The organism is Pseudomonas sp. GW823-FHT02C02 (assembly GCF_058797635.1).
Genome location: NZ_JBXAJV010000001.1, coordinates 124,859 through 150,622, shown reverse-complemented (window position 1 = coordinate 150,622; position 25,764 = coordinate 124,859). Strand labels below are relative to the sequence as shown.

The following is a 25,764-nucleotide window of genomic DNA, read 5'->3' as shown; positions in this document are numbered from 1 at the left end:
TCGCCTCCCTCATTGCCATGATCGATGGTAAGCACCCAAAGTGGTTTGGCTGCCTTCGGACAAACCGGCCAACACCCGGCGCCATTCCTCCTTGACCCGAAAACTGCCCGGCGAGCCACGATGGGCATCCAGCGCCGCACGCCAGACACGGGTGACTTGTTCGACATACGCCGGGCTGCGTTGCCGGCCCTCTATTTTGACCGCCTCGACGCCGATGGCCGTCAATTCCGGCAGCAAGTCCAAGGTGTCGAGGCTGGTGGGTTCTTCCAGCGCATGAAAGCGTTTGCCGCCGACCAGGAAACGGCCTTTGCACAGGGTTGGATATCCGGCGGGTTCCTCAGGGGTGTAACGGTCGATCAGCACTTCACTGAGCCGTGCGCTCAAGCCGTCGGCGTCTTCGCTCCAGCGCACCGCTTTGGCCGGCGAACAGACGCCACAGAGGTTCGGCGACTCACCGGTAATGTACGAAGACAGATGGCAACGCCCTTCAGCCATGATGCACAAGCTGCCGAAGCCAAAGACTTCGATGGGCACCGGGCTGCTTGCAGCGACCTGGCGCACCTGCGCCAACGACAACACCCGAGGCAGTACCGCGCGACGAATTCCGTAGCGTTGCGCATAAAACTCCAGGGCCGCGGCATGGGTCGCCGAGCCCTGCACCGACAGGTGCAGCGCCAGTTGCGGATGCCGCTGGCTGGCGTAGTTGAGTACGCCGGGGTCGGCGGCGATCAGCGCATCCACACCAAAATCGGCGGCGCGATCAACCGCGCGCTGCCAGCGTTCCCAGCCCTTGGGTTGCGGGTAGGTGTTGACCGCGACGTAGAGTTTGCGTTGGTGCTGACGGATGTGGGCGACCGCCGCGTCGAATTGTTTGTCGTCCATGTTCAGCCCTGCAAAATGCCGGGCATTGGTGTCATCGCGAAAACCGACATAAACGGCATCGGCGCCTTGGCGCACCGCCGCTTTCAGCGCAGGCAGGTTGCCTGCCGGGCAGACCAGTTGCATGGGTAATCCTCATGGAAAAACGCGTCTGGACCCTCCCTCGATGCCTGTGGCACAGCGATCGAAAAAGGCGCTGCCAGTCTAGCGAGACCGGCAGGCACGGCCTTGACGGCAATCAATTGCGATCAATGCATCAGGTCGGCGAAGGACAGGAACATCACGTTTTCGTGCTTGAGCACTTGCTGCTCGCACTCGATCACCGCCAGGCCATCGGCCCAGCACGCGGCGGTCAACATCGCCGAGCTTTGCTGAGGGTGCAGCTCCACGCTCAACTGACCATCAGCACCGGGTGTCAGCCGAGCCCGCAGGTACTGCCGACGTTTGTTGCGCTGCAACCAATCGAACCCGGCGGGCACGGCCAGTGGCGCCGGCAACACATCGCTGACGCCCTGAGCCCTGAGCAGGAACGGGCGCACCACCACCAACGCGGTAATCAGCGCCGCCGAAGGATTGCCCGGCATGCCGATCCAGGGTTTGCCGGCGACTTCGCCGAAGGCCAGCGGCTTGCCCGGCTGAATGGCCAGCCGCCAGAAATCCAGGCTGCCGAGTTCCTCGATCGCTTGTTTGAGGTGATCTTCCTCACCCACCGAGACGCCACCGGAACTCAACAACAGGTCGCATTCCGAAGACGCCAGGCTCAAGGCATGCCGGCTGGCGGCCAACTCATCGGCCATGACGCCATAGTCATGCACCTCGACCCCCCAACCGCTCAACAACGCGGCGAGGCAATAACGATTGCTGTTGTAAATCTGCCCGGGCGCCAATGAATCACCCGGCTCACGCAGTTCATTGCCACTGCTGAGCAAGCACACCTGCAACGGTCGATAGACCTCGACCCGCCCGATGCCAGCGCCCGCCAGCAACCCCACTTCTTGCGCACGCAGACGTTTGCCGGCCTGGATCAACAGGTCGCCGCGGCGAACCTCCTCACCTTCTTTGCGCACGTGATCGCCAGTACTGACGGGCGGGAACCACGCGCGCTCGCCCTCGATCCGACAGCGCTCTTGCGGCACCACGGTGTCGGCGCCTGCAGGTAATGGAGCGCCGGTAAAAATCTGCACTGCTTGCTGCGCGAGCAACGGTGAGCACGCCGAATCCCCCGCTGCGATTCGACCGCCAATCAACAACCAGCCACCCTCCGGTGGCAGGTCAGCGGCCCTGAGGGCATAACCGTCCATGGCGCTGTTGTCCCAGGCCGGCAGGTTGACGGGGGAATGAATGTCCGCCGCCAGCACCCGACCCAAGGCTTGATCCAGGTCGATCTTTTGCGCCAGGGGCGGCGGCGGTGCCTGGTCCAGCAAACGATTGATGGCCTCGTCCACCGGCATCAAGTGACCAAGGTCACACACCCGGCCGGTCATGAGCGGGTCTCGCAGGCGTCGACGACCCGTTGCCCTTGCGGTTTCAAATGGGGGGCGAAATTGCATGGGCCGGTGCGGCTGTCCAGCTGTTCGAGCAGGATCTGGTTCCAGGCCGTTCGACACGCGCCCGGCGAACCCGGAACGCAGCACACCAGCACGCCATTGCTCATCCCTGCCAATGCCCGTGACTGCAGGCTGGACATGCCGATTTCCGCAAGGGACACCTGACGGAACAGTTCACCGAAGCCTTCCACGTGTTTGTCCAGCAACGGCAAGACCGCTTGTGGTGTGTTGTCGCGCGCGGTGAAACCGGTGCCGCCGGTCATCAATACCACCTGCACCTTGGGGTCGGCGATCCAGTGGGAAACCTTGGCGCGGATCTGATAAATGTCGTCCTTGACCAGACCACGATCGATCAATACATGCCCGGCCGTTTGCAGCAAATCCGTGAGGGTCTGCCCCGAGGTGTCGGTGTCAAAGGTGCGCGTATCGCTGATGGTCAGTACGGCAATGTTCAGGGGTTCAAACGTGCGTTGCGCCAGATGGGCCATATCCAAGCCTTCCCGTAAATGAGGGTATGGGGCAAAGCCTGAACTGGAATGCCCGATGAGCCTATTCCTCCAAGGAGGTACCTCTACAGGGACATATGAAGAACGTGTAGGCCACACGATACCTGTGGGAGCGAGCCTGCTCGCGATAGCGGCTTGTCAGGCAACATTGATGTCGACTGACCCACTGCTATCGCGAGCAGGCTCGCTCCCACATTGTTCTCCATCGCTGCGCGTTCTGCGGATTCAAGGCGCCAGGCGGTTGCGTTGCCATACGCCATCGCGCAACCGGTAATCGAGGCGGTCATGCAAGCGGTCGGCACGGCCTTGCCAGAATTCCAGGCGATCCGGCTGCAAGCAGTAGCCGCCCCAATGCTCGGGCCGCGGCACGGTCTGGCCGGCAAACCGTTGGGTGGTTTGTGTCAACAGCGATTCAAGCTCGGCCCGATTGGCCAATGGTCGGCTTTGCGGTGAGGCCCAGGCGCCCAGGCGACTGTCCTGTGAGCGGGAATCGAAGTACGCATCCGACAGCGTCGGGGCGAGCCTGGACACCTGACCCTCGATCCGCACCTGACGCTCCAGCCCCGGCCAAAAAAAGGTCATCGCAGCATACGGATTAGCAGCCAACTGCTGCCCCTTGTCGCTCTGGTAATGACCAAAAAACGTGAAGCCTTCATCACTAAAGCCCTTGAGCAGCAGGACCCGACAGTGCGGGCGACCTTCACTGTCGACGGTCGCCAACACCATGCTGTTGGCTTCGACAGGCGCGCGCTCGGTGTCGCGGGCCAGTTGCATCCACTGTCGGAACATGGCCAGCGGGTCGTCCAGCGCCGCCTCGTCTTGCAGGCCAAAAAGGGTGTAGTTGCGGCGCATCTGTGCCAGAGAAAGGGGCATGACGGTGATCTCCGAAAAGGTTCTGCCCAGCGTGCGAGACTTCGCGCAACAGCACCTTGACCACCATCAACACTGAGCATGCCCCGCCTTATTTGAGGCGTAACCGCCGCGCCAGTTTGTGCAGGTTGCTGGGATCGATTTCCAGGATCCGCGCGGCGCTGGCCCAGTTATCCCCGGACAGGCTCAAGGCCTGGAGAATTTTCTTGCGCTGGTAATCGTCGACCGCTTCCCCCAGGGGCTGGAACGGCGCGTCAGCCGTTTCGTCCAGAGGACTTTCGACGACCACGCCCTGCCCGCCCATGGCACTGTCGAGGTCCAGAATCTCGGGTTCCAGCGTCATGATCAGGGTACGACTCGTGCCGCGGCTGAGCGTCTTCAACGCGGCTCGGCTGATCACATGTTCCAGCTCGCGCACGTTGCCCGGCCAGTTGTAAGTCAGCAGCGCGCGCTCGGCGGCCGGCGACAGACGCAAACCGCGCAAGCCAAGCCGCGCCCGATTCAGCTCAAGGAAGTGCCCGGCCAGCATCAACACATCGTTACCCCGCTCGCGCAACGGCGGAATCGGCACCGGATAGACCGAGAGCCGGTGATACAGATCCGCCCGAAACAAACCATCGCGGATGCTGTCCGGCAGGTGCCGGTTAGTCGCGGCGATGATGCGCACATCGACGTGCAACGGCTTGTCGGCGCCGAGACGCTGGATCTCGCCGTTCTGCAGGGTGCGCAGCAGTTTCGCCTGCACCGCCAATGGCAATTCACCGACTTCATCGAGAAACAGCGTGCCGCCGTTGGCCGCATCGAAACGCCCGGCACGGTCACTGGTGGCGCCGGAAAACGCGCCTTTGACATGGCCGAACAATTCACTTTCCGCCAGAGACTCCGGCAAAGCGGCGCAGTTGACCTGCACCAGCGGCTTATGACTGCGACGCGACAGACGATGCAAGCGCCGGGCGAACAGCTCTTTGCCGACGCCGGTCTCGCCCAGCAGCAACACCGGCAGCTCGGAATCGGCCAGTACATCCAGTTCATTGAGCAACTGGTGCAGCACTTCACTTTGCCCGAGGATTTCGCCTTCGTCCGCCGGTCTGCGTACGTCTTGAATATCGCTGCGGGACAAGCGCAGGCTGCGGTTTTCCTGTTCCAGTCGGGTGACTCGCACGGCGGCTTCGATCTGCAAGGTGCAGCGCTTGAGTTCTTCCCGCGCACGGCTGTCGAAGGTCCCGGCATGCAGCGCATCGAGGGTGATCGCCCCCCAGATCCGACCTTCCACATACAGACTCACGCCCATGCAGTCATGCACTGGCATCGGTTCGCCGGCGTGATTGTCGAGCAAGCCATCATAGGGATCCGGCAGCCGACTGTCGGGCTCGAACCAGGTGGGTTCGCGCGACGCCATGATCGCCGCCAGCCGCGGATGCTGAGCGATGACAAACCGGCGGCCCAACGCTTCATGCACCAGCCCCACCGTCGCGACCGGCCTGAGGCTGTCGTCATCCAGACGCAGCAATCCCACGGCGCCACTGTTGAAGTACTCGCGCAGGGTCTGGACCAAACGTTGCAACCGCACAGCATTCGGCAACTCGACGATCAGGTCGGCCGCCAGGCTTTCACGCAGCATGGTAGTTATTACCCTCTATGGTTGGATTCACCCTAAAGTGTCCGGGTGTCTATCACCACAACTAAAAATTAAGCCATATTTTTCAATACGTTAAATATGGCATGTCGGATGCAATGAGCCTGGGGAACCGTTGAAATCCAAACAAGGAACCCCTGATGAGCCTGACTCTATTGGAACAAAGCCTCGGCCAACTGGCGTGCGACATTCCCGGCGCCACGCGGATCTTCCACACCTTTAAACTGGACTTCTGTTGTGGCGGGCATAAAAGCCTGCTTGAAGCGGCCGCTGGCAAAGGCCTCGATCCGGCCCTGATTGCCGATGCGCTGCACCGGCTGCAAGACACCGGCGAAACCCAGCACGACTGGCGCAACGAACCCTCGGAGCTGTTGATCGCCCATCTTCTGGCGCGCTACCACGCCCGCCATCGCGAACAACTGCCGGAACTGATTCGTCTGGCCCGCCGCGTCGAGCAGGTCCATGGTGCCCGCAGCAGTTGCCCCAACGGCCTGGCCGATCTCTTGACCGACATGCAACAAGAACTTGAAGGCCACATGCTCAAGGAAGAACAAGTGCTCTTCCCGATGCTGCAACAAGGCATCGGCCCTCAGGCCGCACCGCCGATCCAGGTGCTGCGCTTTGAACATGATCAACATGGCGAAGCATTGGAAAGGCTGCTTGCGCTGACCAACAACATCACCCCGCCGGCCGATGCCTGTAATACCTGGCGTGCCCTGTATCGCGGGCTGCTGGAGTTCCGTGATGACTTGATGCAACACATCCATCTGGAAAACAACGTGTTGTTCGTCAACGCACTTAAACCTCGCCATTGATCGATTGCGGGTCATACAAAATCAGTGGCACAGCTTTCGCGAGCCAGCTCGCTCTCACAGGGGAACGGTATCCCAATGTGGGAGCGAGCCTGCTCGCGAATGGCGCCGTTACAGGGTTACGGGTTTTCCAGCGCGATCAACCGTGCCAATAGAACATGGCCTTGGCCAGGATCACGATCAACACCATGTGCCCGAGGATGCTGCGGCGAATCCAAGTGGCGCGGGTCGTGGTCAGGCATGCGCTTTTCAGCCAGTACGCCAGCAGAAAGTAATGGCCGATGATGCTCAGGGCCAGGATGATCTTCAGGCTCAGCAACGTACCAAAACTGCTCGCCAGCGGCTGACTCAATACACCCCGGTGTTGCCACGCCAGGCTGATACCGGCGCCATACAACAGCAGCACCACGCCATGCAGCACCTTGCGCGAACGCACTGCAATCGCTTGATCGGCGCTCGTTTGCGCGCTAACCGCCACCTGCTGGCGGGCGATGTGCCAGATCACCACCTCGAAAAACAGCGTGCCGATGAAGGCAATCGCCGCCAGCAAGTGGGTGACCAGTAAAAAGGGATACATCACCGGCAGCCTCCATCAGTTAGCGTGCTTAGCCCGGATGGCCGTCCACCCGGGACTGCAACAGCATCGGCCCATAGCGCCAGGCGTATAGCGCAAACGCCAGCACCCAACACAGACCGGCCAGCCACAACGCCGGCAAGGGGAAAAACAGGATCAACACGACCCGGCTCAGACAGGCCAGGTTGAGCAGAATGAACGCCAGGGTCATGCCCGACGGCGGCTCCAGCGCGCGGCCGGTATGCCCCAGGCTGACCCGTGCAATCATCGCCAGCACCAGGCCGCCCATGGCGCCAATGGTCAGGCAATGCACCGCCAGACTCGGATTGATCGGCACACCGAAATGCCACAGCGCCATCCCGAGACAGGCCACCGCCAGCCAGGCATAAGCCAGGTACAACGACCACAACAACGGCACATGCCAGAGGGCGCGATCATGCCAGCGCACCAGGCGCACCAGATGCCCAGCGGCCAACACCGAGAACAACAGGCCCACCCAGAAATCGGGGGCAAGCGCAGGTCCCGCGGCATAGAGCAACGCCACCAGCGGTGAGCCAATCAGCAGCAGCCAATCCAGCCACGGCCAAGGGGTAACGCCCTCGACCTTGCCGAGGCCGCGCTGGATGAAGAACGGAATGACGCGCCCACCGATCAAACCCATCATTGCCGCCACCAGCCACAGACCCGTCAACACGCCTTGACGCTGCCAGCCTTCATGACCTTCGACCAGACCATACAGGGACAACCCATCGGCCGCCGCTAACAGCAGCAACACCACCGCAATGGGGTAGTTACGCTTCTGCCGCACCTTCCACAAGGTGAATCCCATGAGCGCAGCCACCGCCAGCGGGAACGCCAGTTCCAGCACCGCGAGCACCGGCAACGGTGCATTGACCAGCCAGGCCACGCGCGCCAACAACCACAGCAGCGCCAGCATGGCCAGTGGTTGCCCGCTGATACCGGGGCGACCGGTCCAGGTCTGCACCGCCGTCAGCAAAAAGCCGGCGATGATCGCCAAGCCGAATCCGAACAGCAATTCGTGTCGATGCCAGCTCAGCCAGCCACCCGCCGGCTGCCAGCCGGAAAGCTCACCACTGAAGGCGAACAGCCAGAGCGGAATGACCAACACCGCCAGCAGGCAGCCGGCGAGGAAAAACGGCCGAAAGGCCAAACGCAACAGCGGCGCGATAGCCATCGCTTTACGGCGGTCAAGCACTTGCATAAAGCTACTCCTTTACCTTGCTGCTGACCTGACGCCAACCCACACGCGTCGAGGCAAGTCCGGGGGCAATCATCGGGTATTGACGATTAATTGCCTTTGTCGCAGATCAAGTGTGCAAGGGCCGTGCCCTGATGTTCATTCGCCCGCTGTGGTGAGAGGACCTGCCCCCTGCGGGACCAGCCCAAGGGTAGAAATAACCATTAAAGGGTTATTTGAACCCTAAACCCCGTGGTCGTTTTTACCCTCCTATCTGACAACCCCAGTAAACAAAGGGCTCCAGGCATGGCCCGCGTCTTGCTCAATGGTTCAGAAATTAAGGAAAACCTGATCCTTCTCGATCTCCAGGAGTCGTCATGAAAAAAGTCATCCAGCCATTGGCCTGGTTTGTGGTGCTGACCTCGGTGCTGGCGTTGGCCAGCGGTGTCTCGCTGGGCCTCGTTTGACTTGATCGCCATCCCCTCTTCAAACTTCAGGATGAATTCTTATGGTGCTTCATCGCGTCCATCACCAGATTCTGCGCAGTCATCACTTGTTCGAGCCGTTGAACGAAGAACAGCTGGATGAGTTGATGAGTACCAGCCATTTGCTGAGCATCGACAAAGGCGAACCGTTGTTCCGTCAGGGCGAGCCGGCAGACTCGTTCTATTTCGTGATTGCCGGCGCGGTGAAAATCTATCGCCTGACGCCGGACGGGCAGGAGAAAGTGTTTGAGGTCATTGGTGACCGGCAAACCTTCGCCGAAGCGATGATGCTGATGGACACCCCGAACTATGTGGCCTCGGCCGAAGCGATCTGCCCCACTCAGCTCTATCGGTTATCCAACAGCACCTATATGCGCCTGCTGCAAAGTAACAGCCGACTGACCTTTGCGCTGCTCGGCAAGCTGTGCGTTCGCTTGCATCAACGGGTCAACGAAATCGAAACCCTGTCACTGAAAAACGCCACCCACCGGGTCGTGCGTTATCTGCTGACGCAACTGGTGCGCCAGCAAACCGTTGGCAGCCAATTCGAATTGCCAATGGCCAAGCAACTGATTGCCGGGCACCTGTCGATCCAGCCGGAAACCTTTTCGCGGATTATCCGTCGCCTGATCGATGAAAACATCATCACCCAGGACGGCCGCCAGATCGCCATTCTCGATCGTCTGCGCCTGGAGCAGTTTGAGTGAGTGCCATGCCCGTCTGCTTGTATTGCCAACGTGCCAACCCCGCACAAGAAACCGAGTGCCGCCAGTGCGGCATGCCCTTGCCAGTATTGGCCGCACACGCGGCGCAACGTCGGCTGCGCCGATTCACGTGGTTCTGCATTGGCCTGACGATCTTCTGCGTGACGATGTTTTTCTGGCTGCCACGCGGCATCAGTTGATGCTGCGTGCCCCCCTCAGGGTTGGGTCAACTGGCGGTACAGCTGCGGCAATCGCAGGGGTAATTGCTCGGGCTGACGGATCAAGGTGTAGCCATTGGCGCCGAACATGTAAGGCAGGTAATTCCCGGCCTCGCGATCAATCGTGATGCAGAACGGCGTCAACCCCTTGCGCCGCGCCTCCAGCACCGCTTCGCGGGTGTCTTCAACGCCGTAACGTCCCTCGTACAAGTCCAGATCGTTCGGTTTGCCATCCGTGAGCAATAGCAACAGTTTGCTGCGGCGCTTGCTCTTGCCCAGCAGTTGGGTGGCCTGGCGGATGGCGGCGCCCATGCGCGTGTAATAACCCGGTTTGAGCCCTTGAATACGCCCGCGGGTGTTGTCGTCATAACGCTGGGTGAAAGACTTGAGTTCCTGCATCCGCACTTGATGACGGCGCAACGAGGAAAACCCGTACAAGGCGAAATCATCACCGAGCACCGACAGGGTCTCACCGAACAGCAGCAAGCTGTCGCGGATGACATCAATCACCCGATGCTCATCGTTCAGGTGCGCGTCGGTGGACATCGACACATCGGCCAGCAACAGGCACGCCAGGTCACGGCGTGTCTGCCGTTGTTCCATGAACAAACCGCGTTCCGCACACTGGCCATGCTCGCGTTCAACGTGAAAATCCAGCCAGGCCTGCATATCCAGTTCAGACCCTTGGGGTTGCTGGCGTAACCATTGGCGGTCATTGCGCAGGTGCTCGAACTGGCGCCGCAGACGGTGCGCCGAAGCTTTCAGCCGTGGCGGCAGTGGCTGCGCCTCGCAGTCCCGGGGCACCATCATTTGCAGATTGACGAAGGCGTCTTGCATCTGCTGTTTGCGATAGTCCCACTCCGGCAACTTGATGCCCTCGCCCAGGGGAATATCGTCGACATCGGCCGGCGGTAAATCCAGGTGCAGCTTGAGGCCGCCGCCCTTGCGCAGACGGGTGCGCGACAGGCTCAACTCGTCGAGGTCCTCGGCGACTTTGGCCGCGTCCGGGTCCTCGCTGTCGTCCGACCAGCGATCCAGGTCCACGTGTTCGGTCCAGCTGAACAGGTTCTCCAGACGCACGATTAACAACCCGCCGTCGCGGGTGCTTTCATCTATCCGCTTGGCGCGTTTTCTTGCGCCCTTTTGCTCACCGGGCGGGGTCGTCAACGATTCTTCGGACTCCTCCCCCAGGTCGGCAGCCTGAGGGCTCGCAAGGTTTTGCGGCGGGTACAACCACAGCGGCAGCGGCCACGCGGCCCGTTCGCTGCGGGGAAAATGTTCGACACTGCCGGGCTCGCGCAGCGCCTGGCATAACGCCCGTTCCAGGGCCGCTTCGCCGCTACTCAATGTGGCCGGATCCGGGCGCAATTGCAGGTGAGCATCGACCAGACGTTTGTACCGGGCACGCAACGCGGGATAACGCCCTAACAGCAGTTGCGTCCAGCGTTGATTGTCCCGTCCCCAGTGCCGCATCTGGCCGGCCTGTGCCGCCAGCAAGGCGAGCCAACGATAGAGTTCTTCGTTCAGTGCGACTTCGGGAAACACCGCGAGGCTCGACGGTAGACGAAGGTTGCTCGCATCGCACCACGCCAGGGGCACTTGCTTGCAGGTGCCGGCGATCTGCTGCAACACGTTGCGCCGCAACAGCAGATCGCGGTCGCTGGCGGCTTCGACACCGATACCACTGGCACCGCCCATGGCGCGAAACAGCAGCGCCAGCGGACGTTGCTGGCTGGCCAGTTCAACGCGTGCTTCGGGGAAGTCCGGGCTGGCGCGCCGGGTGATGAAGCGATGCCAGACGCTGCCGACCCACTCTTCCAGTTCGACGGTAAAGGCCATGATCATTGCCCTTTTTGTAAAGCAAAAAAACGGCCCGCTGTATCAGCCGGGCCGACCTTTTCTAACCTTGACACCGGCTCATGAAGGCACCACGGCCGCCGGGGCGCGCAAGGCTGCGCGGCCACGTTGCTTGAAGCTGAACAGGTAACAGAGCAGTCCCGCAAGGAAACCAAGACCGGCACCAAAACGGGCCCAGAACAGCACCTGCAGTTGTTCGACCGTGGCCATGAAGGGCAACGCAACACCATCGACCTGCCAGCGTTGCAGGTAGACCTGAACGACACCGGCTGCGGTGAGGAACAGCGTGATCATCACCATCGACAGGGTCATCAACCAAAAGCCCCAGATTTCGAAGGTCTGCGAGCGCTCATCGCCTGCTTCACCCAACCCGCGCAGTCGTGGCATGGCGTAGCTGATCAAGGTCATCACGATCATCGCGTAAGCACCGTAGAAAGCCAGGTGGCCGTGCGCCGCCGTCAGTTGCGAACCGTGGGTGTAGAAGTTGACCGGTGCCAGGGTATGTAAAAAGCCCCAGACGCCAGCACCGAAGAACGCTGTGACGACGGTTCCCTTGGCCCACAGGGTGGCGGCGCGGTTCGGGTGTTGTCGGCGGCGGTTCTTCACCATGCTGAAGGCGAAAATCACCATGGCCAGGAACGGCAGCGGTTCGAGTGCCGAGAAGATTGAACCGACCCACAACCAGACCTCAGGCGCACCAATCCAGAAGAAGTGGTGACCGGTGCCGATGATCCCGGTAATCAGCGCCATGGCGATGATCACATACAGCCATTTCTCCACGACTTCCCGGTCTACCCCGGTGATCTTGATCAGGACAAACGCGAGCATCGAACCCATGATCAGTTCCCACACGCCTTCCACCCAAAGATGCACCACCCACCACCAGTAGAACTTGTCGCGGGCCAGGTTGCCGGGGTTATAGAAGGAGAACAGGAAGAACACCGCGAGCCCGATCAACCCGGTCATCATCACCATGCTGACGGTGGTCTTGCGACCTTTGAGCAGGGTCATGCCGATGTTGTAGAGGAAGCCCAGGCACACCACCACAATGCCCATCTTGGTGATGGTCGGTTGCTCCAGGAACTCCCGGCCCATGGTCGGCAGCAATTCGTTGTGGGTCAGCCTGGCCAGGCCGGCATACGGCACCAGCAGATAGCCCAGGATCGTCAGCACACCCGCGGCGGCGAAGACCCAGAACAGGATGATCGCCAGCTTCGGACTGTGCAGTTCGCGGTCGGCCTCTTCCGGAATCAGGTAATAGGCAGCGCCCATGAACCCGAACAGCAGCCAGACGATCAGCAGGTTGGTGTGCACCATCCGCGCCACGTTGAAGGGAATGATCGGGAACAGAAAGTCCCCTATCACGTATTGCAGGCCCATGATCAACCCGAACAGCACCTGCCCGAGAAACAGCATCAGGGCGAACACGAAGTACGGTTTGGCCACGGCTTGCGAGGCAAATTTCAGATGCGGATTAGCAATGCTCATCGCTTAGCCCTCCTTGTTTGGCGGCCAGCCATTGGTGTTGATGTTCGAGCTCCATTTGAGGAACTCGGCGATGTCATCCACCTCCTGGTCACTCAACTTGAACTGCGGCATCGCGCGCCGGCCGGGTACACCCAGTGGCTGCATTTTCATCCAGGCATGCAGAAAGGGTTTGAAGCCCGCTTCCCCACCGCGCCGCTGGAACACGTTGCCCAGCTCAGGCGCAAAGTAGGCGCCCTCGCCCAGCAGCGTGTGGCAGCCGATGCAATTGTTTTGCTCCCAGACCAACTTTCCGCGCACCACGGATTCGGTGAGCTGCGCCTCATTGCTGCGGGCCGGAAAGGTCTGTTCCGTGTGATAGGTCAAGGCCAGGAATATCAGGAAGAAGAAGATGCTTCCCCCGAAATAGATATTCCTGGCCATGCCTTTGGTGAAGGTCTCTGACATGGTCGCTTCCTCTTTGCTTGGCCCGTCCATGATAGGAAGCGAAGGGTTGGAACCTGCTTGATGGCGATCAAGAAAGTCAGATGGTTTTGGTCGGGTATTACTGACAACGCAGATCGAATGTGGGAGCGAGCCTGCTCGCAAAGGCAGAGTGTCAGTCAACTTGGATGTTGAATGTGACGGCTCCTTCGCGAGCAGGCTCGCTCCCACGTTAAAAGTTGTGCTGTTTTACGGGCTGTATTCCTTCAGCGGACCACCTCCAGCGTCAGGCCTACAACCGTCGCCAACACCAGCGCCCAGCTCAACATCAACCGGCGCCACAGTCGCGGTGCGTGGCGCATCTCCATGAAGCCGTCGGTAATCAGCCACGCCTTGCCCACCGCCACCAGCAAGATGGCCATCGACAGCAGCGATGTCGCGCCAACGTGGGCCAACACCACCGTGCACACACTTAACGTGGCAAGCGCCGCCCAACAGACGAGCAATACCCTGGAAACAGACATGAGAACCTCGTCAACTCAGCACGTAGACCAGCGGAAACAGCATGACCCAGATCAGATCGACCATGTGCCAATAGAGCACGCCGGATTCAAACCCGCTGCGCTTGCTGGCGTCGTACAAGCCACGGCGACAGCGCTCCGCGAGCCACCCGAGAATGACCATGCCGAGCAGTACGTGGAGAAAATGAAAACCGGTGAGGATCCAGTAGAGGGTGAAAAAGGTGTTGTGCTCCATGCCCAGCCCCGAGGCGAGCAAGTGCCGATATTCCGTGAGTTTCAGCACCACGTAGACACTGGCGGCGAGTAACGCCATCAGCAGGAAGACCGCACCGTGACGCGGCCGCGAGTGCCTGACTTGCTCTTGCGCCAACGCGGCGAACAGCCCCGCAGTGAGCAGGCTCAGGGTCATCGCCAACCCGGTTGAGGTGTTCAGCAACAGGCGGCTTTCACTGAACATCTGCGGTTTGAGCGCTTGGGTCACGGCGAACGCCAGGATCAGGATGGCGAACACCGACAGCTCGGCCAGAATGAAAAACCACATCGCCAGATCGCCCGGCAAGTGACGGCGCAAGACGCCCGCGGACTCAGCCGAAGTGGACATCAACCACGTCCATCAGCGCGGCAACGGTCAACGGATCGTCGCTCAGCGGCTCGGCCAGGCAGGCCATGCAGGCCTCACGCGGGCTCATGCCGGAGCGGATCATGCGCGCGGTAAAGATCAGCAGCCGCGTTGAGGCGACCTCTTCCAGATCATGTTGATCGAGCCGGCGCAGCGCCTGGCCCAACCGCACCACTTGCGCCGCCAGCGCGGTGTCCACCTGGGCTTCCCGGGCCACGATACGTTCTTCGTCGGCCACCGGCGGATAGCCGAAACGCATCGCCACGAAACGTTGGCGGGTGCTGGGTTTCATGCCTTTGAGCAGGTTCTGGTAACCGGGGTTGTAGGAGACCACCAGCATGAAGGACGGCGGCGCCTTCAGCACTTCGCCGGTGCGTTCCAGGAACAGTTCACGACGATCATCGGCCAGCGGATGCAATACGACCACTGTGTCCTGACGCGCCTCGACCACTTCGTCGAGGTAACAGATGCCGCCTTCACGCACCGCGCGGGTCAGCGGTCCGTCCTGCCACCAGGTGCCCTGGGCACCGATCAGGTGGCGTCCGATCAGGTCGGCCGCGCTCAGATCGTCATGGCAAGCCACGGTGTACAGCGGCAGTTTCAGCCGATGGGCCATGTGCTGGACAAAGCGGGTCTTGCCGCATCCCGTCGGGCCTTTGATCAGCACCGGCATGCCGTGTCGCCAGGCTTGCTCGAACAGCGCCTCCTCATTGTTGAGCGGTTGATAGAAGGGTTCGCAAGACGGGTTACGGTCCATGGGCTGCCTGTTCCAAAAGCGGATTCAAGGAACACGCTACGGGCCCCTGCGACAACCTGGCAAGTGAGATGGCCGGCAAACTTGATCGTCGTCAAGCGAACATTGGCCTGCTCGGGCATAGCCTTGCACGGCACTAAGAACCTGCGTTCTGTGCTGCCGTTTCAGCACATCGCAAAGGTCTTGCCTGAGGAGAAATGGAATGCTGATCAGCAATAGAAAAACGTTTGCCCTGGCCCGCGCTGCATTGTGTTCGTCACTGGCCCTGGTGGTGGGTCATGCCGCCAGCGCTGAAGAGCCCGCCGCAGTGGTGGCCAACCTGCCCATGGTTAAAACTGCTGGCGCTCCCGACATGAGCCAGGCCGAGTTCGACTCATCCAAGGAAATCTACTTCCAGCGCTGCGCAGGCTGCCACGGCGTTTTGCGCAAAGGGGCCACGGGCAAACCGCTGACGCCGGACATTACCCAAAGCCGCGGGCAACCGTATCTGGAAGCCTTGATTACCTACGGGTCACCGGCGGGCATGCCGAACTGGGGGACGTCCAATGCACTGACCAAGGATCAGATCACGGTCATGGCCAAGTTCATTCAGCACACGCCGCCGACGCCACCGGAATGGGGCATGGCCGAGACGCTGAAAACCTGGAAAGTGTTGGTCAAACCCGAAGATCGTCCGAAGAAGCAGCTGAGCAAACTCAACCTGCCGAACCTGTTTTCGGTGACGTTGCGCGATGACGGCAAGATCGCCCTGGTCGACGGTGACAGCAAGAAGATCGTCAAACTCATCGAGACCGGTTACGCGGTGCACATCTCGCGAATCTCTGCCTCAGGCCGCTACCTGCTGGTGATCGGTCGAGACGCCCGGATCGACATGATCGACCTGTGGCCGGTGGAGCCGACCAAGGTCGCCGAAGTCAAAGTGGGCATCGAGGCGCGCTCGGTCGAGACCTCCAAGTTCAAGGGCTACGAAGACAAATACACCATCGCCGGTTCTTATTGGCCGCCGCAATTCACCATCATGGATGGCGAAACCCTGGAGCCGAAGCAGATCGTTTCGACCCGCGGCATGACCGTCGACAAACAGGAATATCACCCCGAGCCTCGGGTCGCGGCGATCATCGCCTCCCACGAATGGCCGGAGTTCATCGTCAACGTCAAGGAAACCGGCAAGGTCATGCTGGTCAATTACCAGGACATCAAAAACCTCACTGTCACCTACATCGATGCCGCGCCGTTCCTGCATGACGGCGGTTGGGACAGCACGCACCGCTACTTCATGACCGCCGCCAACAACTCCAACAAAGTCGCCGTGATCGACTCCAAGGAGCGCAAGTTGACCGCGCTGGTGGACGTCGGCAAAACCCCTCACCCGGGTCGCGGCGCCAACTTCAACCACCCGACCTATGGCCCGGTCTGGGCCACCAGCCATCTGGGTGATGACGGTATCTCGCTGATCGGCACCGACCCGACCAAACACCCGCAATACGCCTGGAAGCAGGTCGCCTCGCTCAAGGGTCAGGGCGGTGGATCGCTGTTCATCAAAACCCATCCCAACTCCCGTCATCTGTACGTCGATACCACCCTCAACCCGGATACAAAACTCAGTCAGTCAGTGGCGGTGTTCAACCTCGACAAACTCGACGCTGGCTACACCGTGCTGCCCATCGCTGAATACGCGGGCATCAAGCAAGGCGCCATGCGCGTCGTGCAACCGGAATACAACAAGGCCGGCGATGAAGTCTGGTTCTCCGTGTGGAGTGGCCAGGCAGACGAGTCGGCGCTGGTGGTGATCGACGACAAAACACTGAAGCTCAAGTCAGTCATCAAGGACAAACGACTGATCACACCCACCGGGAAGTTCAACGTCTACAACACCCAACACGACATCTATTGAGCTCCATCAATGCAAGGAAACACCATGAAAAATACTCTGTTTTCACTGTTCGCCCTGACCGCTGCGCTGAGTGTGCAACCGGCCATGGCCCAAGACGCGCTGGAGCTGTTCAAGAGCAAACCCTGCGCAGCCTGTCATTCCATCGACGCCAAGATTGTCGGCCCTGCGCTCAAGGATGTAGCGGCCAAGAACGCTGGCGTACCCGGAGCCGTGGACACCCTCGCGAGCCACATCAAGAACGGTACACAAGGCAACTGGGGGCCGATGCCCATGCCGGCCAACCCGGTAACTGAAGAAGAAGCGAAAACGCTCGCGACTTGGGTACTGACACTCAAATAACCGCCAGGAGGGCGTCTTGATGGTGTATCGACACGCTGTGATTCTGGCGGCCCTCCTCCTCATTTGCGCAACCGCGGTTGCGGCGCCGGACGCCCAGCGTCAGGCGCAACTCGAACACCTGCTGACCCAGGACTGCGGTGCCTGCCATGGGCTGCACCTGACTGGCGGGCTAGGCCCCGAACTGACGCGCGCAGCGCTGGCCGGCAAATCCAGGGACAGCCTGATTGCCACCGTCACCCAAGGCCGGCCCGGCACCGCGATGCCCGGTTGGGCCCCGTTGCTCAGCCCCGGCGACATCCGTTGGCTGGTCGATCTACTTCTCCAGGGATATCCCGCACCATGATCCGTTCAATCCTGCTGTCAGCGGCGACCGGGCTGTTGTTGTCCGCTTGCGTTCAGCCACCATTGCGTGGCACCGGCGACTTGGGCCTGGTCGTGGAGCGCGCCACCGCCAGCGTACAAATCATCGAAAGCGACACCCACACCGCGCTGGCCCGACTCGAGGGTTTCGGCGACCTGTCCCATGCCTCGGTGGTGTTCTCCCGTGACCAGCGCTACGCCTATGTGTTCGGGCGCGACGGCGGGTTGAGCAAAATCGACTTGCTGACCCGGCGTATCGATCATCGCGTCATCCAGGGTGGCAACAGCATTGGTGGCGCCATCAGTCAGGACGGCAAGCTGATCGCCGTGTCCAACTACGTGCCCGGCGGGGTCAAGGTCTTTGATGCCGACACCCTTCAGCAGGTGGCCGATATTCCGGCCACGCCCCTGGCCGATGGCACCAAGCGCTCCCGGGTGGTCGGCCTGGTCGACGCGCCGGGGCAACGTTTTGTCTTCAGCCTGTTCGATACCGGCGAGATCTGGACCGCCGATTTCAGTCAGGGCAGCACTCCACAAATCAGCCGTTTCACCGGCATTGGTGAGCAACCCTACGACGCCTTGATCACCCCGGACGGACGCTATTACATGGCCGGCCTGTTCGGTGAAGACGGCATGGCGCAACTCGACCTCTGGCATCCAGAACGCGGCGTGCAGCGAGTACTCGGCGATTACGGACGCGGTCAGGCGAAACTCCCGGTCTACAAGATGCCGCACCTGGAAGGCTGGGCCGTCGCCGATAACCAGGCCTTCGTGCCCGCCGTCGGCCGGCATCAAGTGTTGGTGATGGATTCACGCACCTGGCAGCAGACCGCCGTGATTCCGGTGGCCGGCCAACCGGTGTTCGTCACATCGCGCCCGGACGGTCGGCAGCTGTGGGTCAATTTCGCCTACCCGGACAACGATCGGGTTCAGGTCATCGACACCGAAACCCACGCCGTGGTCGCCGACCTGCGCCCCGGGCCAGCGGTGCTGCACATGGAATTCACCGCACGCGGCGACCAATTGTGGCTGTCATTACGCGACGGTGATCAGGTCCAGGTCTGGGATCCGTACCGCCTGAAGCTGCTGAGCACCCTGCCCGCCAGAGCACCGAGCGGCATCTTCTTCAGCAGTCGCGCGCAGAAAATGGGGTATTGAAATGGACCTTGAACGACTCAGCCGCCAACTCATCGACCGCTTTCAGCACGGCATGCCGCTGTGTCCGTCACCGTACAAGGAGATGGCCAGGATTCTCGGTTGCCGCGAATCCCAGGTGATGGCCTGCCTGGAAGAAATGGATCAGGCCGGCACCCTCTCACGCATCGGCCCGGTGTTCGAACACAGCCGCGCCGGGGCCAGCACCCTCGCCGCCCTCGCCGTGCCCGCCGACCGCCTGCAACAGGTGGCCGATCGCGTCAGTCAGTACCCGGAGGTCAATCACAACTACGCACGGGAGCATTTCTACAACCTGTGGTTTGTGCTGACCGGCCCTGATCGCCAACACATCGACCGCGTGCTCAAGGAACTGGAGGACGACACCGGTCTCATGCCGCTGGACCTGCCGATGTTGACCGCCTACCGCATCGACCTGGGCTTTGCCCTGGGAGAAAACTCATGACACCAGGATTGAACCCCAAACAAGCATTGGCGCTGCGCCGGCACCTCGAAGGCGGGTTGCCGCTGGTGTCGCGCCCGTATCAGGCTCTCGCCGAACGGCTCAACGCTGACGAAAACCAGGTGCTCGAACAGATGCGCCAATGGAGCGAGCTAGGGCTGTTTCGCCGTATCGGCCTGGTGCTGCACCATCGAGCGCTGGGCTTTACCGCCAACGCCATGCTGGTGCTGGATGTTCCCGATGCGCTGATTGACGAAGTCGGCCAGCGCCTGGGGCGAGCGCCCGGCATCAACCTCTGCTATCAGCGGCCCCGGCGCCTGCCGCAGTGGCGGTACAACCTGTTTTGCATGGTGCACGGGCGTCAACGTGAGCAGGTTGAGGCGCAGATCCAGGCGTTGTTGGAGGAGCATCTACTGAGCGACCTGCCCCATCAATTACTGTTCAGCACCCAGGTCTTCAAACAGTGCGGCGGCCGTTTTGCGCCCTCGCGCACCGGAGTACCGACCCATGGATGACCTCGACCGCCGACTGATCAACCGTTTGCAATTGGGCTTGCCGCTGGTGCGCCACCCCTGGCGGGTATTGGCGGCCGAACTGCAGAGCAGCAGCACTGAACTGCTCGACCGATTGCACACCCTGCTCGCTGATGGCGTGCTCACACGCTTCGGCCCGATGTTCGACATTGAACGACTGGGCGGCGCCTTCACCCTCGCCGCGTTGGCGGTGCCGGAAGAACGTTTCGATGACGTCGCCGAACAACTCAATGGCCTGCCGGAAGTGGCGCACAACTACCGACGCGAACACGCCTGGAACATGTGGTTCGTGCTTGGCTGCGCGACCGAAGAAGGCATCGCCGAGACGCTGCAGCGCATCGAAACCCTGACCGGCCTGCCCCTGCTCAACCTGCCTAAGGAGGAGACTTACCATGTCGGTCTGTATTTCCCGGTCTGAAGACACCCTCGCCCAGCGTCTGATTGCGTTGACCCAGGCCGGTCTGCCGTTGCTGGATGACCCGTGGGCGTGGCTCGCCGAACAACTGGAATTAAGCATCGAATCCACCCTGGACCTACTTAAGCGCTTGCAGGCCGAGGGCGCGATTCGGCGCATTGCCGCCGTACCCAATCACTACCGACTGGGCTATCGCCACAACGGCATGACGGTCTGGGATGTGCGCGACACCGACATAACGCGCCTCGGCGCGCTGATCGGCGCGCAGCCTTTCGTCAGCCACTGCTATCGCCGCCCGCGCCGAACCGGATGGCGCTACAACCTGTTCGCCATGGTGCATGGCCGCAGCCGCGATGAGATCAACAGCTACCGCGAGCACCTGCGCTATTTGTTGGGCGAGGCCTGTGTTGCCGACGAGATGCTGGTGAGCAGCCGCATCCTGAAGAAAACCGGCTTGCGATTACCTGTCGCTTCGCACTGAACACGCCCTGACTCAAGGAGAGTTGCATGTTGAGGATCAGCCAATACCTGCGTGCGCTGGCAGGCCAGACGCCTGCACCCAGAACCAGTCCACCGGGCAGTAACCGGGCGCCGGTGGTGATCTGGAACCTGCTCAGGCGCTGCAACCTGACCTGCAAACATTGCTACGCCACCTCGGCCGACAGTGTCTTTCGCGACGAACTGGATACGGCCGCCGCGCTGACCGTGATCGACGATTTGCACGATGCCGGGGTGAGGGTATTGATTCTTTCCGGTGGCGAACCGCTGTTGCGCGAGGATCTGTTTGTGCTCAGCGCCTACGCCCGCACCAAGGGTTTCTTTGTGGCCTTGTCCACCAACGGCACGCTGATCGGTGAGCAGAACATTGCGCAGATCAGTGCGGCGAATTTCGATTACGTCGGCATCAGCATCGATGGACTGGAAGCCACCCATGACGCTTTCCGCCAACTCAAGGGCAGCTTCGCCCGCTCCATGCAGGCGATCCGGCTCTGTCGCGAACAAGGCATTCGCGTCGGGCTGCGCACTACCCTGACCCAGGAAAACCATCCGCAGTTACCCCAATTACTGGCGCTGATGCGCGAGTTCGACGTGCAGAAGTTTTATCTGTCGCACCTCAACTACAGCGGTCGCGGTAAACGCAGTCGCAAACTCGACGCGCACCAGCAGATGAGCCGCGAGGCCATGACGTTGATCTTTGAGCGAGCCTGGGAAGACATCCAACAGGGGCGCGACAGCGATTTTGTCAGCGGTAACAACGATGCCGATGCCATTCTGCTGCTGCAATGGGCAGCCCTGCGTATTCCCGAGCATTACCCACGCCTGGAAAACATGCTCCGCGCCTGGGGTGGCAACGCCTCCGGCAGCGGCATTGCCAATATCGACAACACCGGCGAAGTGCACCCGGACACCTACTGGTGGCAGCACTCGGTGGGCAATGTCCGCCGCACGCCGTTCCGCACGTTGTGGCTAGATCAGCCGGATGCCCTGCTGTTGCGCCTGCGTGAGCATCCCCGCGCTGTCGGTGGTCGTTGCGCGCAATGCCGCTGGTTGCCCATCTGCAACGGCAACACCCGCACGCGTGCCTGGGCCGAGGGAGATCTGTGGGGCCAGGACCCCGGCTGCCACCTCAGCGATGACGAAATCGGTGTTACGCCGTCAACGAACATCCCTTGCATCACCCACTGAATAGCCCGTCCGGCCAACCACCTGACAAAGGCTGGGGCCGGCCAACCTGATGAAGCACCAAGGACGTCCCATGCCTCCATCAATTGCTATACCGGCCACACTTGAGTCGCCGTTCCGGCCGGGCGAAGTTGCCCTGGTCGGCGCCGGCCCCGGCGATCCACGCCTGCTGACCCTGCGCGCCTGGAGCCTGTTGATGCAGGCCGACGCCGTGGTGTACGACCGGCTGATCAGCCCCGAACTGCTGAACTTGATTCCCCTGACCTGCGCTCGGCATTACGTCGGCAAGGCCAGTGGCTGCCACAGCCTGCCCCAGGAACAGATCAACGAACTGCTGGCCGACCTCGCCGATCAAGCGCAACGCGTGGTCCGGCTCAAGGGCGGCGACCCGTTCATTTTCGGTCGCGGTGCCGAGGAGCTGGAGTACCTGCTGCAACGCGGCATTGATTGCCAGGTGGTGCCGGGAATCACCGCCGCTTCCGGCTGCAGCGCCTATGCAGGCATACCGTTGACCCACCGCGACCTGGTCAATTCCTGCCGGTTCATCACCGGCCATTTGCAACGCGATGGCGAGTTGTCGTTGCCCTGGAGCAGCCTCGCCGACAGTAGCCAGACGCTGGTGTTTTACATGGGCTTGTCGAACCTGGGGATCATCGCTCAACGCTTGATCGAAGCCGGGCTGTCGGCCGACACACCGGCGGCGCTGATCAGCAACGGCACGCGACCCGACCAGCACGTCGCCCGCGGCAAGCTGCACCAATTGCCGACCCTGGCGCTGGATTGTCCACCGGGTATTCCGACACTGACGGTAATCGGCTCAGTGGTCGATATGTTTGACGCAGAACAGCTGGAATACCCGGCGCGACTCTACCCGACCCAAGCCCTGCTACGTCGCGCCAAGGTGGCGATATGAGGCGCATCGTCCTCGCCCACCTGTTAGGGGTCAGTGCGGCCCAGGCCGGCGCAGCAGTGCCGGCACTTGAACACGCGACGCAACTCTATCAGCAGCATTGCCAGAGCTGTCACGGTATCAACCGTCTCGGCGGCGCAGGGCCGGCGTTGTTGCCTGAGAGCCTCAGCCGGATCAAACCTGATGAAATCCGCAGCGTGATTCAAAACGGTCGCCCCGCGAGCCAGATGGCCAGCTATGCCAACGTGTTCAGCCCCGCGCAGATCGACGCGCTGGTGGATTACCTTCAGCAACCGCCCGCCACCCCGCCCACCTGGAGCAATGACGACATACTCGGCAGTTACTCGATGCTCGCGGACCTGAGCAAACTGCCCTCCACGCCCCAGCACGGCGCCGACCCGATGAACCTGTTTGTGGTGGTAGAAGCTGGCGACCATCACATCGACATCCTCGACGGTGACCGATTTGAGGTGCTCGCGCGGTTCGCTTCGCACTTCGCCGTGCACGGCGGACCGAAGTTCTCGCCCGACGGGCGCTTCGTCTACTTCGCTTCCCGTGACGGCTGGATCAGTCTGTATGACTTGCACAACCTGAAGCTGATCGCCGAGGTCCGCGCCGGCCTTAACACCCGCAACCTGGCGGTGAGCAAGGATGGACGCTGGGTGCTGGTGGGCAACTACTTGCCCGGCAACCTGGTGGTGCTCGATGCTCGCGATCTGTCGCTGGTCAAAACCATCCCGACCATCGGTCAGAACGGTACCGCGTCACGGGTCAGCGCGGTTTACTCCGCCCCGCCGCGCGACAGTTTCATCGTCGCACTCAAGGACGTGAAGGAAGTCTGGGAGCTGTCCTGGGCGGGCACACCGGATTTCGAACCCCGGCGGATTCCTGCCGGGGATTTTCTCGATGATTTTTCCTTTTCGCCGGACTACAAACAGCTGCTGGCCACGTCGCGCAAGGCCCAGGGCGGCCAGGTCATCGACCTCGACAGCGGCAAGGTGGTCACCGACATACCGCTGCCGGGCATGCCGCATTTGGGCTCGGGGACCTATTGGAAACGCAACGGTGAATGGGTGTTCGCCACGCCGAATATCAGCAAGGGGCTGATCTCGGTCATCGACTTCAAGACCTGGAAACTGATCAAGGAAATTCCGACCCTGGGGCCTGGGTTTTTCATGCGCAGTCATGTCAACTCGCGGTATGCCTGGACTGACGTGTTCTTCGGGCCCGACAACGATGCGATCCACCTGATCGACAAACAGACCCTGGAAATCGCCCACACACTGCGCCCGGTACCCGGCAAAACCGCCGCTCATGTTGAGTTCACTCGCGACGGCCGCTACTTGCTGCTGAGCATCTGGGCCACCGATGGCGCGCTGATCGTCTACGACAGCAACACCCTCCAGGAGATCAAACGCATTCCGATGAACAAGCCTTCGGGCAAGTACAACGTGGGGAACAAGATTGAGTTTGCCGAGGGGACTTCGCACTAGGCCTTGGGGGTATATCCGTTTCTTTGGTAACGGCGGCTATTGGTTTCGCTTTTACCCTTTTCGTTCGGTGGGCCTCTCGAGGGGGCGACTACCGCAAAAACACTGCGAGGCGGCCTACCGGCCGGCCTGTATCTTCAAGCGTACGCATTCCCCTGTGGGAGCGAGCCTGCTCGCGATGAGGCCCTGTCAGTCGACATCAATGTTGAATGTAAGTCCGCCTTCGCGAGCAGGCTCGCTCCCACAGTTGGATTTTTGGCGGGCATGACATAGAGGTCCACCGCCGATGACCTTGACAGACATCAGGTCGGCTATCAGGCCGCCTCGCTTTGGCTTTTGATCTGGCTTTTGAGCTTGATCTTGATCTGCCCCGTCGGAAGGCCGAGCGCAGGTTCTGCGCAGTGGGCAGCGCGGCAAGGATGCCGCGGTAGCCGCCCCCGGCCATGGATGGCCGATGGCGGCGGGCCCACGGAGCAGGACCGGAGCGAGGGCATGCCGAGCCTAGGCGAGGCACCGTACGTCAGGGGCGAAAGCGTTTGGTTACTTGGCGCTTTTCCAAGTGACCCGCTGTAAAAGCGGAACCAATAGTAGCCGTTACCGCAGAAACGGATATGTACCCCGAACGGACTTCAGCCCAAGGTGTAACCGTTATCAACCTTCCAGTCCTGGCCGTAAACACCCCGAGCGCCCTGCGACAGTTGAAAAACAATCACATTGGCCACCGCCCCTGCGTCGAGAAAGTGACCGGGCAACAGACGTTTACCCAGGGTGTCGGCGACGTCGCCGAGTTCCCCCTCGCTCAACCCCAGGTTGTCCCACATCGCGGTGGCGGTCGGTCCCGGCGAGACCAGATTAATGCGCACATCAAAGCTCGCAAACTCCACCGCCAACGTCCGCGCCTGAGCCGCGAGCGCCGCCTTGCTGGCAATGCAAGCGGCCAACCCGGGAAAGCTCGAGCCGGTCAGGAAGCTCCCGACAAACACCACCGAAGCCGGGCTCGCCAATTCACCGCGTAACGCCGCCAGGGTGTTCAATGCACCGGCGCCGTTGACCGCCCACTGACGCTGGAAGGCCTGCATATCCAGGCTGTCGGCCATCTCGGCGACACCCGCGTTAGGCACCAAATAGTCCACGGGGCCCATCGCCGCAGCGCGCTCGGCCAGTTCGCTCAGGTCTTGCTGACTTGTGACGTCCCCGGCAAACCACTGCAACCGCTCGCCGTAGATCTGCTGCAAGGCCGGCAATTCACCGAGGGTCCGTGACATCGCCAGCACCTTGACCCCGCGCGGTAACAGCGCGGCGCACAGCGCCAGGCCGATCCCGGAGCTGGCACCTGTGACCACCGCCAAACGATCTTGAAACTCGGTTTTCATCATTTTCTCCTGGGCATCACGGATGCCAGCACTGGGGACGTAGCGAGCCCTATCTTTGAGCAGG

The 25,764-nt window shown here is 61.3% G+C and carries 28 protein-coding genes; 14 read left to right on the top strand and 14 right to left on the bottom strand.

Going from position 1 to position 25,764, the window contains the following annotated elements; all coding sequences use genetic code 11:
- Window positions 1-9: 9 nt before the first annotated feature.
- From ubiU to norR, 5 genes are all read right to left on the bottom strand, one after another.
- Window positions 10-1,005 carry a ubiquinone anaerobic biosynthesis protein UbiU gene (ubiU, locus tag AC1ROI_RS00660; protein WP_010460211.1) on the bottom strand — a complete coding sequence of 332 codons (996 nt, stop codon included), beginning with the start codon at window positions 1,003-1,005 and terminating at the stop codon, window positions 10-12.
- Between the two features lie 122 nt (window positions 1,006-1,127).
- Window positions 1,128-2,363 (bottom strand): molybdopterin molybdotransferase MoeA, encoded by a 1,236-nt coding sequence (locus AC1ROI_RS00655; protein ID WP_102593696.1) that lies wholly within the window; start codon window positions 2,361-2,363, stop codon window positions 1,128-1,130.
- A complete protein-coding gene (moaB, locus tag AC1ROI_RS00650) occupies window positions 2,360-2,914 on the bottom strand; it encodes a molybdenum cofactor biosynthesis protein B (protein ID WP_010460206.1) in 555 nt (184 codons plus the stop codon). The genes AC1ROI_RS00655 and moaB overlap by 4 nt, the downstream gene beginning before the upstream one ends.
- A 243-nt stretch (window positions 2,915-3,157) precedes the next feature.
- Window positions 3,158-3,805, bottom strand: coding sequence for a pyridoxamine 5'-phosphate oxidase (gene pdxH, locus AC1ROI_RS00645; protein WP_010460203.1), 648 nt, complete (start codon window positions 3,803-3,805; stop codon window positions 3,158-3,160).
- Window positions 3,806-3,893: 88 nt separating this feature from the next.
- Window positions 3,894-5,423: a nitric oxide reductase transcriptional regulator NorR gene (gene norR / locus AC1ROI_RS00640; RefSeq protein ID WP_010460201.1), complete on the bottom strand. Its 1,530-nt coding sequence runs from the start codon at window positions 5,421-5,423 to the stop codon at window positions 3,894-3,896.
- 155 nt (window positions 5,424-5,578) lie between these two features.
- Here norR and ytfE point away from each other — a divergent pair, with 155 nt between their 5' ends.
- A complete protein-coding gene (gene ytfE, locus AC1ROI_RS00635; RefSeq protein ID WP_017338886.1) occupies window positions 5,579-6,253 on the top strand; it encodes an iron-sulfur cluster repair protein YtfE in 675 nt (224 codons plus the stop codon).
- A gap of 136 nt (window positions 6,254-6,389) precedes the next feature.
- Here the strand turns inward: ytfE and AC1ROI_RS00630 are convergent, their stop codons facing one another.
- A complete protein-coding gene (locus tag AC1ROI_RS00630) occupies window positions 6,390-6,827 on the bottom strand; it encodes a hypothetical protein (protein WP_102593697.1) in 438 nt (145 codons plus the stop codon).
- A 28-nt stretch (window positions 6,828-6,855) separates the two neighbouring features.
- Complete coding sequence (locus AC1ROI_RS00625; RefSeq protein ID WP_102593698.1) at window positions 6,856-8,046, bottom strand: NnrS family protein; 1,191 nt, start codon at window positions 8,044-8,046, stop codon at window positions 6,856-6,858.
- A 484-nt stretch (window positions 8,047-8,530) separates the two neighbouring features.
- Here AC1ROI_RS00625 and AC1ROI_RS00620 point away from each other — a divergent pair, with 484 nt between their 5' ends.
- Entirely contained in the window at window positions 8,531-9,214 is a 684-nt protein-coding gene (locus AC1ROI_RS00620) for a Crp/Fnr family transcriptional regulator (protein ID WP_010460193.1), read from the top strand.
- The gene (locus tag AC1ROI_RS00615; RefSeq protein WP_010460191.1) at window positions 9,211-9,411 is read left to right on the top strand and encodes a hypothetical protein; all 201 of its coding nucleotides are present in this window, start codon (window positions 9,211-9,213) and stop codon (window positions 9,409-9,411) included. Before AC1ROI_RS00620 ends, AC1ROI_RS00615 begins: the two co-directional genes overlap by 4 nt.
- A 15-nt stretch (window positions 9,412-9,426) precedes the next feature.
- Here the strand turns inward: AC1ROI_RS00615 and AC1ROI_RS00610 are convergent, their stop codons facing one another.
- The 6 genes from AC1ROI_RS00610 to AC1ROI_RS00585 all read right to left on the bottom strand — a co-directional run bounded on the left by AC1ROI_RS00610 (window position 9,427) and on the right by AC1ROI_RS00585 (window position 15,091).
- Window positions 9,427-11,268: a nitric oxide reductase activation protein NorD gene (locus AC1ROI_RS00610; protein WP_102593699.1), complete on the bottom strand. Its 1,842-nt coding sequence runs from the start codon at window positions 11,266-11,268 to the stop codon at window positions 9,427-9,429.
- A gap of 78 nt (window positions 11,269-11,346) precedes the next feature.
- Window positions 11,347-12,774, bottom strand: coding sequence for a cbb3-type cytochrome c oxidase subunit I (locus AC1ROI_RS00605; RefSeq protein WP_077748429.1), 1,428 nt, complete (start codon window positions 12,772-12,774; stop codon window positions 11,347-11,349).
- A gap of 3 nt (window positions 12,775-12,777) precedes the next feature.
- Window positions 12,778-13,218 carry a c-type cytochrome gene (locus tag AC1ROI_RS00600; protein WP_010460184.1) on the bottom strand — a complete coding sequence of 147 codons (441 nt, stop codon included), beginning with the start codon at window positions 13,216-13,218 and terminating at the stop codon, window positions 12,778-12,780.
- A 242-nt stretch (window positions 13,219-13,460) separates the two neighbouring features.
- Window positions 13,461-13,718 carry a cytochrome C oxidase subunit IV family protein gene (locus tag AC1ROI_RS00595; protein ID WP_077748428.1) on the bottom strand — a complete coding sequence of 86 codons (258 nt, stop codon included), beginning with the start codon at window positions 13,716-13,718 and terminating at the stop codon, window positions 13,461-13,463.
- 10 nt (window positions 13,719-13,728) lie between these two features.
- Window positions 13,729-14,316 carry a cytochrome c oxidase subunit 3 gene (locus AC1ROI_RS00590; RefSeq protein WP_077748427.1) on the bottom strand — a complete coding sequence of 196 codons (588 nt, stop codon included), beginning with the start codon at window positions 14,314-14,316 and terminating at the stop codon, window positions 13,729-13,731.
- A complete protein-coding gene (locus tag AC1ROI_RS00585; RefSeq protein WP_010460176.1) occupies window positions 14,300-15,091 on the bottom strand; it encodes a CbbQ/NirQ/NorQ/GpvN family protein in 792 nt (263 codons plus the stop codon). The genes AC1ROI_RS00590 and AC1ROI_RS00585 overlap by 17 nt, the downstream gene beginning before the upstream one ends.
- A gap of 199 nt (window positions 15,092-15,290) precedes the next feature.
- Here AC1ROI_RS00585 and nirS point away from each other — a divergent pair, with 199 nt between their 5' ends.
- From nirS to AC1ROI_RS00530, 11 genes are all read left to right on the top strand, one after another.
- Window positions 15,291-16,982, top strand: a complete 1,692-nt coding sequence (gene nirS / locus AC1ROI_RS00580; protein WP_102593700.1) for a nitrite reductase — start codon at window positions 15,291-15,293, stop codon at window positions 16,980-16,982.
- Between the two features lie 24 nt (window positions 16,983-17,006).
- Window positions 17,007-17,321: a c-type cytochrome gene (locus tag AC1ROI_RS00575; RefSeq protein ID WP_102593701.1), complete on the top strand. Its 315-nt coding sequence runs from the start codon at window positions 17,007-17,009 to the stop codon at window positions 17,319-17,321.
- Window positions 17,322-17,340: 19 nt separating this feature from the next.
- Window positions 17,341-17,664 (top strand): c-type cytochrome, encoded by a 324-nt coding sequence (locus AC1ROI_RS00570; RefSeq protein WP_017338897.1) that lies wholly within the window; start codon window positions 17,341-17,343, stop codon window positions 17,662-17,664.
- Window positions 17,661-18,839, top strand: coding sequence for a cytochrome D1 domain-containing protein (locus AC1ROI_RS00565; RefSeq protein ID WP_102593702.1), 1,179 nt, complete (start codon window positions 17,661-17,663; stop codon window positions 18,837-18,839). Before AC1ROI_RS00570 ends, AC1ROI_RS00565 begins: the two co-directional genes overlap by 4 nt.
- Window position 18,840: 1 nt before the next feature.
- Window positions 18,841-19,299: an Lrp/AsnC family transcriptional regulator gene (locus AC1ROI_RS00560; protein WP_010460166.1), complete on the top strand. Its 459-nt coding sequence runs from the start codon at window positions 18,841-18,843 to the stop codon at window positions 19,297-19,299.
- Window positions 19,296-19,811: a siroheme decarboxylase subunit beta gene (ahbB, locus tag AC1ROI_RS00555; RefSeq protein WP_102593703.1), complete on the top strand. Its 516-nt coding sequence runs from the start codon at window positions 19,296-19,298 to the stop codon at window positions 19,809-19,811. Before AC1ROI_RS00560 ends, ahbB (AC1ROI_RS00555) begins: the two co-directional genes overlap by 4 nt.
- A complete protein-coding gene (locus tag AC1ROI_RS00550) occupies window positions 19,804-20,247 on the top strand; it encodes an Lrp/AsnC family transcriptional regulator (RefSeq protein WP_010460162.1) in 444 nt (147 codons plus the stop codon). Before ahbB (AC1ROI_RS00555) ends, AC1ROI_RS00550 begins: the two co-directional genes overlap by 8 nt.
- Window positions 20,222-20,725, top strand: coding sequence for a siroheme decarboxylase subunit beta (gene ahbB, locus AC1ROI_RS00545; RefSeq protein ID WP_077748422.1), 504 nt, complete (start codon window positions 20,222-20,224; stop codon window positions 20,723-20,725). The genes AC1ROI_RS00550 and ahbB (AC1ROI_RS00545) overlap by 26 nt, the downstream gene beginning before the upstream one ends.
- A gap of 26 nt (window positions 20,726-20,751) precedes the next feature.
- Window positions 20,752-21,930 carry a heme d1 biosynthesis radical SAM protein NirJ gene (gene nirJ / locus AC1ROI_RS00540; protein WP_102593704.1) on the top strand — a complete coding sequence of 393 codons (1,179 nt, stop codon included), beginning with the start codon at window positions 20,752-20,754 and terminating at the stop codon, window positions 21,928-21,930.
- Window positions 21,931-22,000: 70 nt separating this feature from the next.
- Entirely contained in the window at window positions 22,001-22,840 is an 840-nt protein-coding gene (gene cobA, locus AC1ROI_RS00535; protein ID WP_102593705.1) for a uroporphyrinogen-III C-methyltransferase, read from the top strand.
- Window positions 22,837-24,330 (top strand): nitrite reductase, encoded by a 1,494-nt coding sequence (locus AC1ROI_RS00530; protein ID WP_102593706.1) that lies wholly within the window; start codon window positions 22,837-22,839, stop codon window positions 24,328-24,330. The genes cobA and AC1ROI_RS00530 overlap by 4 nt, the downstream gene beginning before the upstream one ends.
- Window positions 24,331-24,956: 626 nt before the next feature.
- On the opposite strand, the gene AC1ROI_RS00525 is transcribed toward AC1ROI_RS00530, so the two are convergent.
- Window positions 24,957-25,700, bottom strand: coding sequence for an SDR family NAD(P)-dependent oxidoreductase (locus AC1ROI_RS00525; RefSeq protein WP_102593707.1), 744 nt, complete (start codon window positions 25,698-25,700; stop codon window positions 24,957-24,959).
- Window positions 25,701-25,764: the final 64 nt, after the last annotated feature.

Excerpts from the sequence above, each read along its gene's own strand:
- ubiU (WP_010460211.1), bottom strand. The coding sequence starts at position 1,005 with ATGCAACTGGTCTGCCCGGCAGGCAACCTGCCTGCGCTGAAAGCGGCG.
- AC1ROI_RS00655 (WP_102593696.1), bottom strand. The coding sequence starts at position 2,363 with ATGACCGGCCGGGTGTGTGACCTTGGTCACTTGATGCCGGTGGACGAG.
- moaB (WP_010460206.1), bottom strand. The coding sequence starts at position 2,914 with ATGGCCCATCTGGCGCAACGCACGTTTGAACCCCTGAACATTGCCGTA.
- pdxH (WP_010460203.1), bottom strand. The coding sequence starts at position 3,805 with ATGCCCCTTTCTCTGGCACAGATGCGCCGCAACTACACCCTTTTTGGC.
- norR (WP_010460201.1), bottom strand. The coding sequence starts at position 5,423 with ATGCTGCGTGAAAGCCTGGCGGCCGACCTGATCGTCGAGTTGCCGAAT.
- ytfE (WP_017338886.1), top strand. The coding sequence starts at position 5,579 with ATGAGCCTGACTCTATTGGAACAAAGCCTCGGCCAACTGGCGTGCGAC.
- AC1ROI_RS00630 (WP_102593697.1), bottom strand. The coding sequence starts at position 6,827 with ATGTATCCCTTTTTACTGGTCACCCACTTGCTGGCGGCGATTGCCTTC.
- AC1ROI_RS00625 (WP_102593698.1), bottom strand. The coding sequence starts at position 8,046 with ATGCAAGTGCTTGACCGCCGTAAAGCGATGGCTATCGCGCCGCTGTTG.
- AC1ROI_RS00620 (WP_010460193.1), top strand. The coding sequence starts at position 8,531 with ATGGTGCTTCATCGCGTCCATCACCAGATTCTGCGCAGTCATCACTTG.
- AC1ROI_RS00610 (WP_102593699.1), bottom strand. The coding sequence starts at position 11,268 with ATGGCCTTTACCGTCGAACTGGAAGAGTGGGTCGGCAGCGTCTGGCAT.
- AC1ROI_RS00605 (WP_077748429.1), bottom strand. The coding sequence starts at position 12,774 with ATGAGCATTGCTAATCCGCATCTGAAATTTGCCTCGCAAGCCGTGGCC.
- AC1ROI_RS00600 (WP_010460184.1), bottom strand. The coding sequence starts at position 13,218 with ATGTCAGAGACCTTCACCAAAGGCATGGCCAGGAATATCTATTTCGGG.
- AC1ROI_RS00595 (WP_077748428.1), bottom strand. The coding sequence starts at position 13,718 with ATGTCTGTTTCCAGGGTATTGCTCGTCTGTTGGGCGGCGCTTGCCACG.
- AC1ROI_RS00590 (WP_077748427.1), bottom strand. The coding sequence starts at position 14,316 with ATGTCCACTTCGGCTGAGTCCGCGGGCGTCTTGCGCCGTCACTTGCCG.
- AC1ROI_RS00585 (WP_010460176.1), bottom strand. The coding sequence starts at position 15,091 with ATGGACCGTAACCCGTCTTGCGAACCCTTCTATCAACCGCTCAACAAT.
- nirS (WP_102593700.1), top strand. The coding sequence starts at position 15,291 with ATGCTGATCAGCAATAGAAAAACGTTTGCCCTGGCCCGCGCTGCATTG.
- AC1ROI_RS00575 (WP_102593701.1), top strand. The coding sequence starts at position 17,007 with ATGAAAAATACTCTGTTTTCACTGTTCGCCCTGACCGCTGCGCTGAGT.
- AC1ROI_RS00570 (WP_017338897.1), top strand. The coding sequence starts at position 17,341 with ATGGTGTATCGACACGCTGTGATTCTGGCGGCCCTCCTCCTCATTTGC.
- AC1ROI_RS00565 (WP_102593702.1), top strand. The coding sequence starts at position 17,661 with ATGATCCGTTCAATCCTGCTGTCAGCGGCGACCGGGCTGTTGTTGTCC.
- AC1ROI_RS00560 (WP_010460166.1), top strand. The coding sequence starts at position 18,841 with ATGGACCTTGAACGACTCAGCCGCCAACTCATCGACCGCTTTCAGCAC.
- ahbB (WP_102593703.1), top strand. The coding sequence starts at position 19,296 with ATGACACCAGGATTGAACCCCAAACAAGCATTGGCGCTGCGCCGGCAC.
- AC1ROI_RS00550 (WP_010460162.1), top strand. The coding sequence starts at position 19,804 with ATGGATGACCTCGACCGCCGACTGATCAACCGTTTGCAATTGGGCTTG.
- ahbB (WP_077748422.1), top strand. The coding sequence starts at position 20,222 with ATGTCGGTCTGTATTTCCCGGTCTGAAGACACCCTCGCCCAGCGTCTG.
- nirJ (WP_102593704.1), top strand. The coding sequence starts at position 20,752 with ATGTTGAGGATCAGCCAATACCTGCGTGCGCTGGCAGGCCAGACGCCT.
- cobA (WP_102593705.1), top strand. The coding sequence starts at position 22,001 with ATGCCTCCATCAATTGCTATACCGGCCACACTTGAGTCGCCGTTCCGG.
- AC1ROI_RS00530 (WP_102593706.1), top strand. The coding sequence starts at position 22,837 with ATGAGGCGCATCGTCCTCGCCCACCTGTTAGGGGTCAGTGCGGCCCAG.
- AC1ROI_RS00525 (WP_102593707.1), bottom strand. The coding sequence starts at position 25,700 with ATGAAAACCGAGTTTCAAGATCGTTTGGCGGTGGTCACAGGTGCCAGC.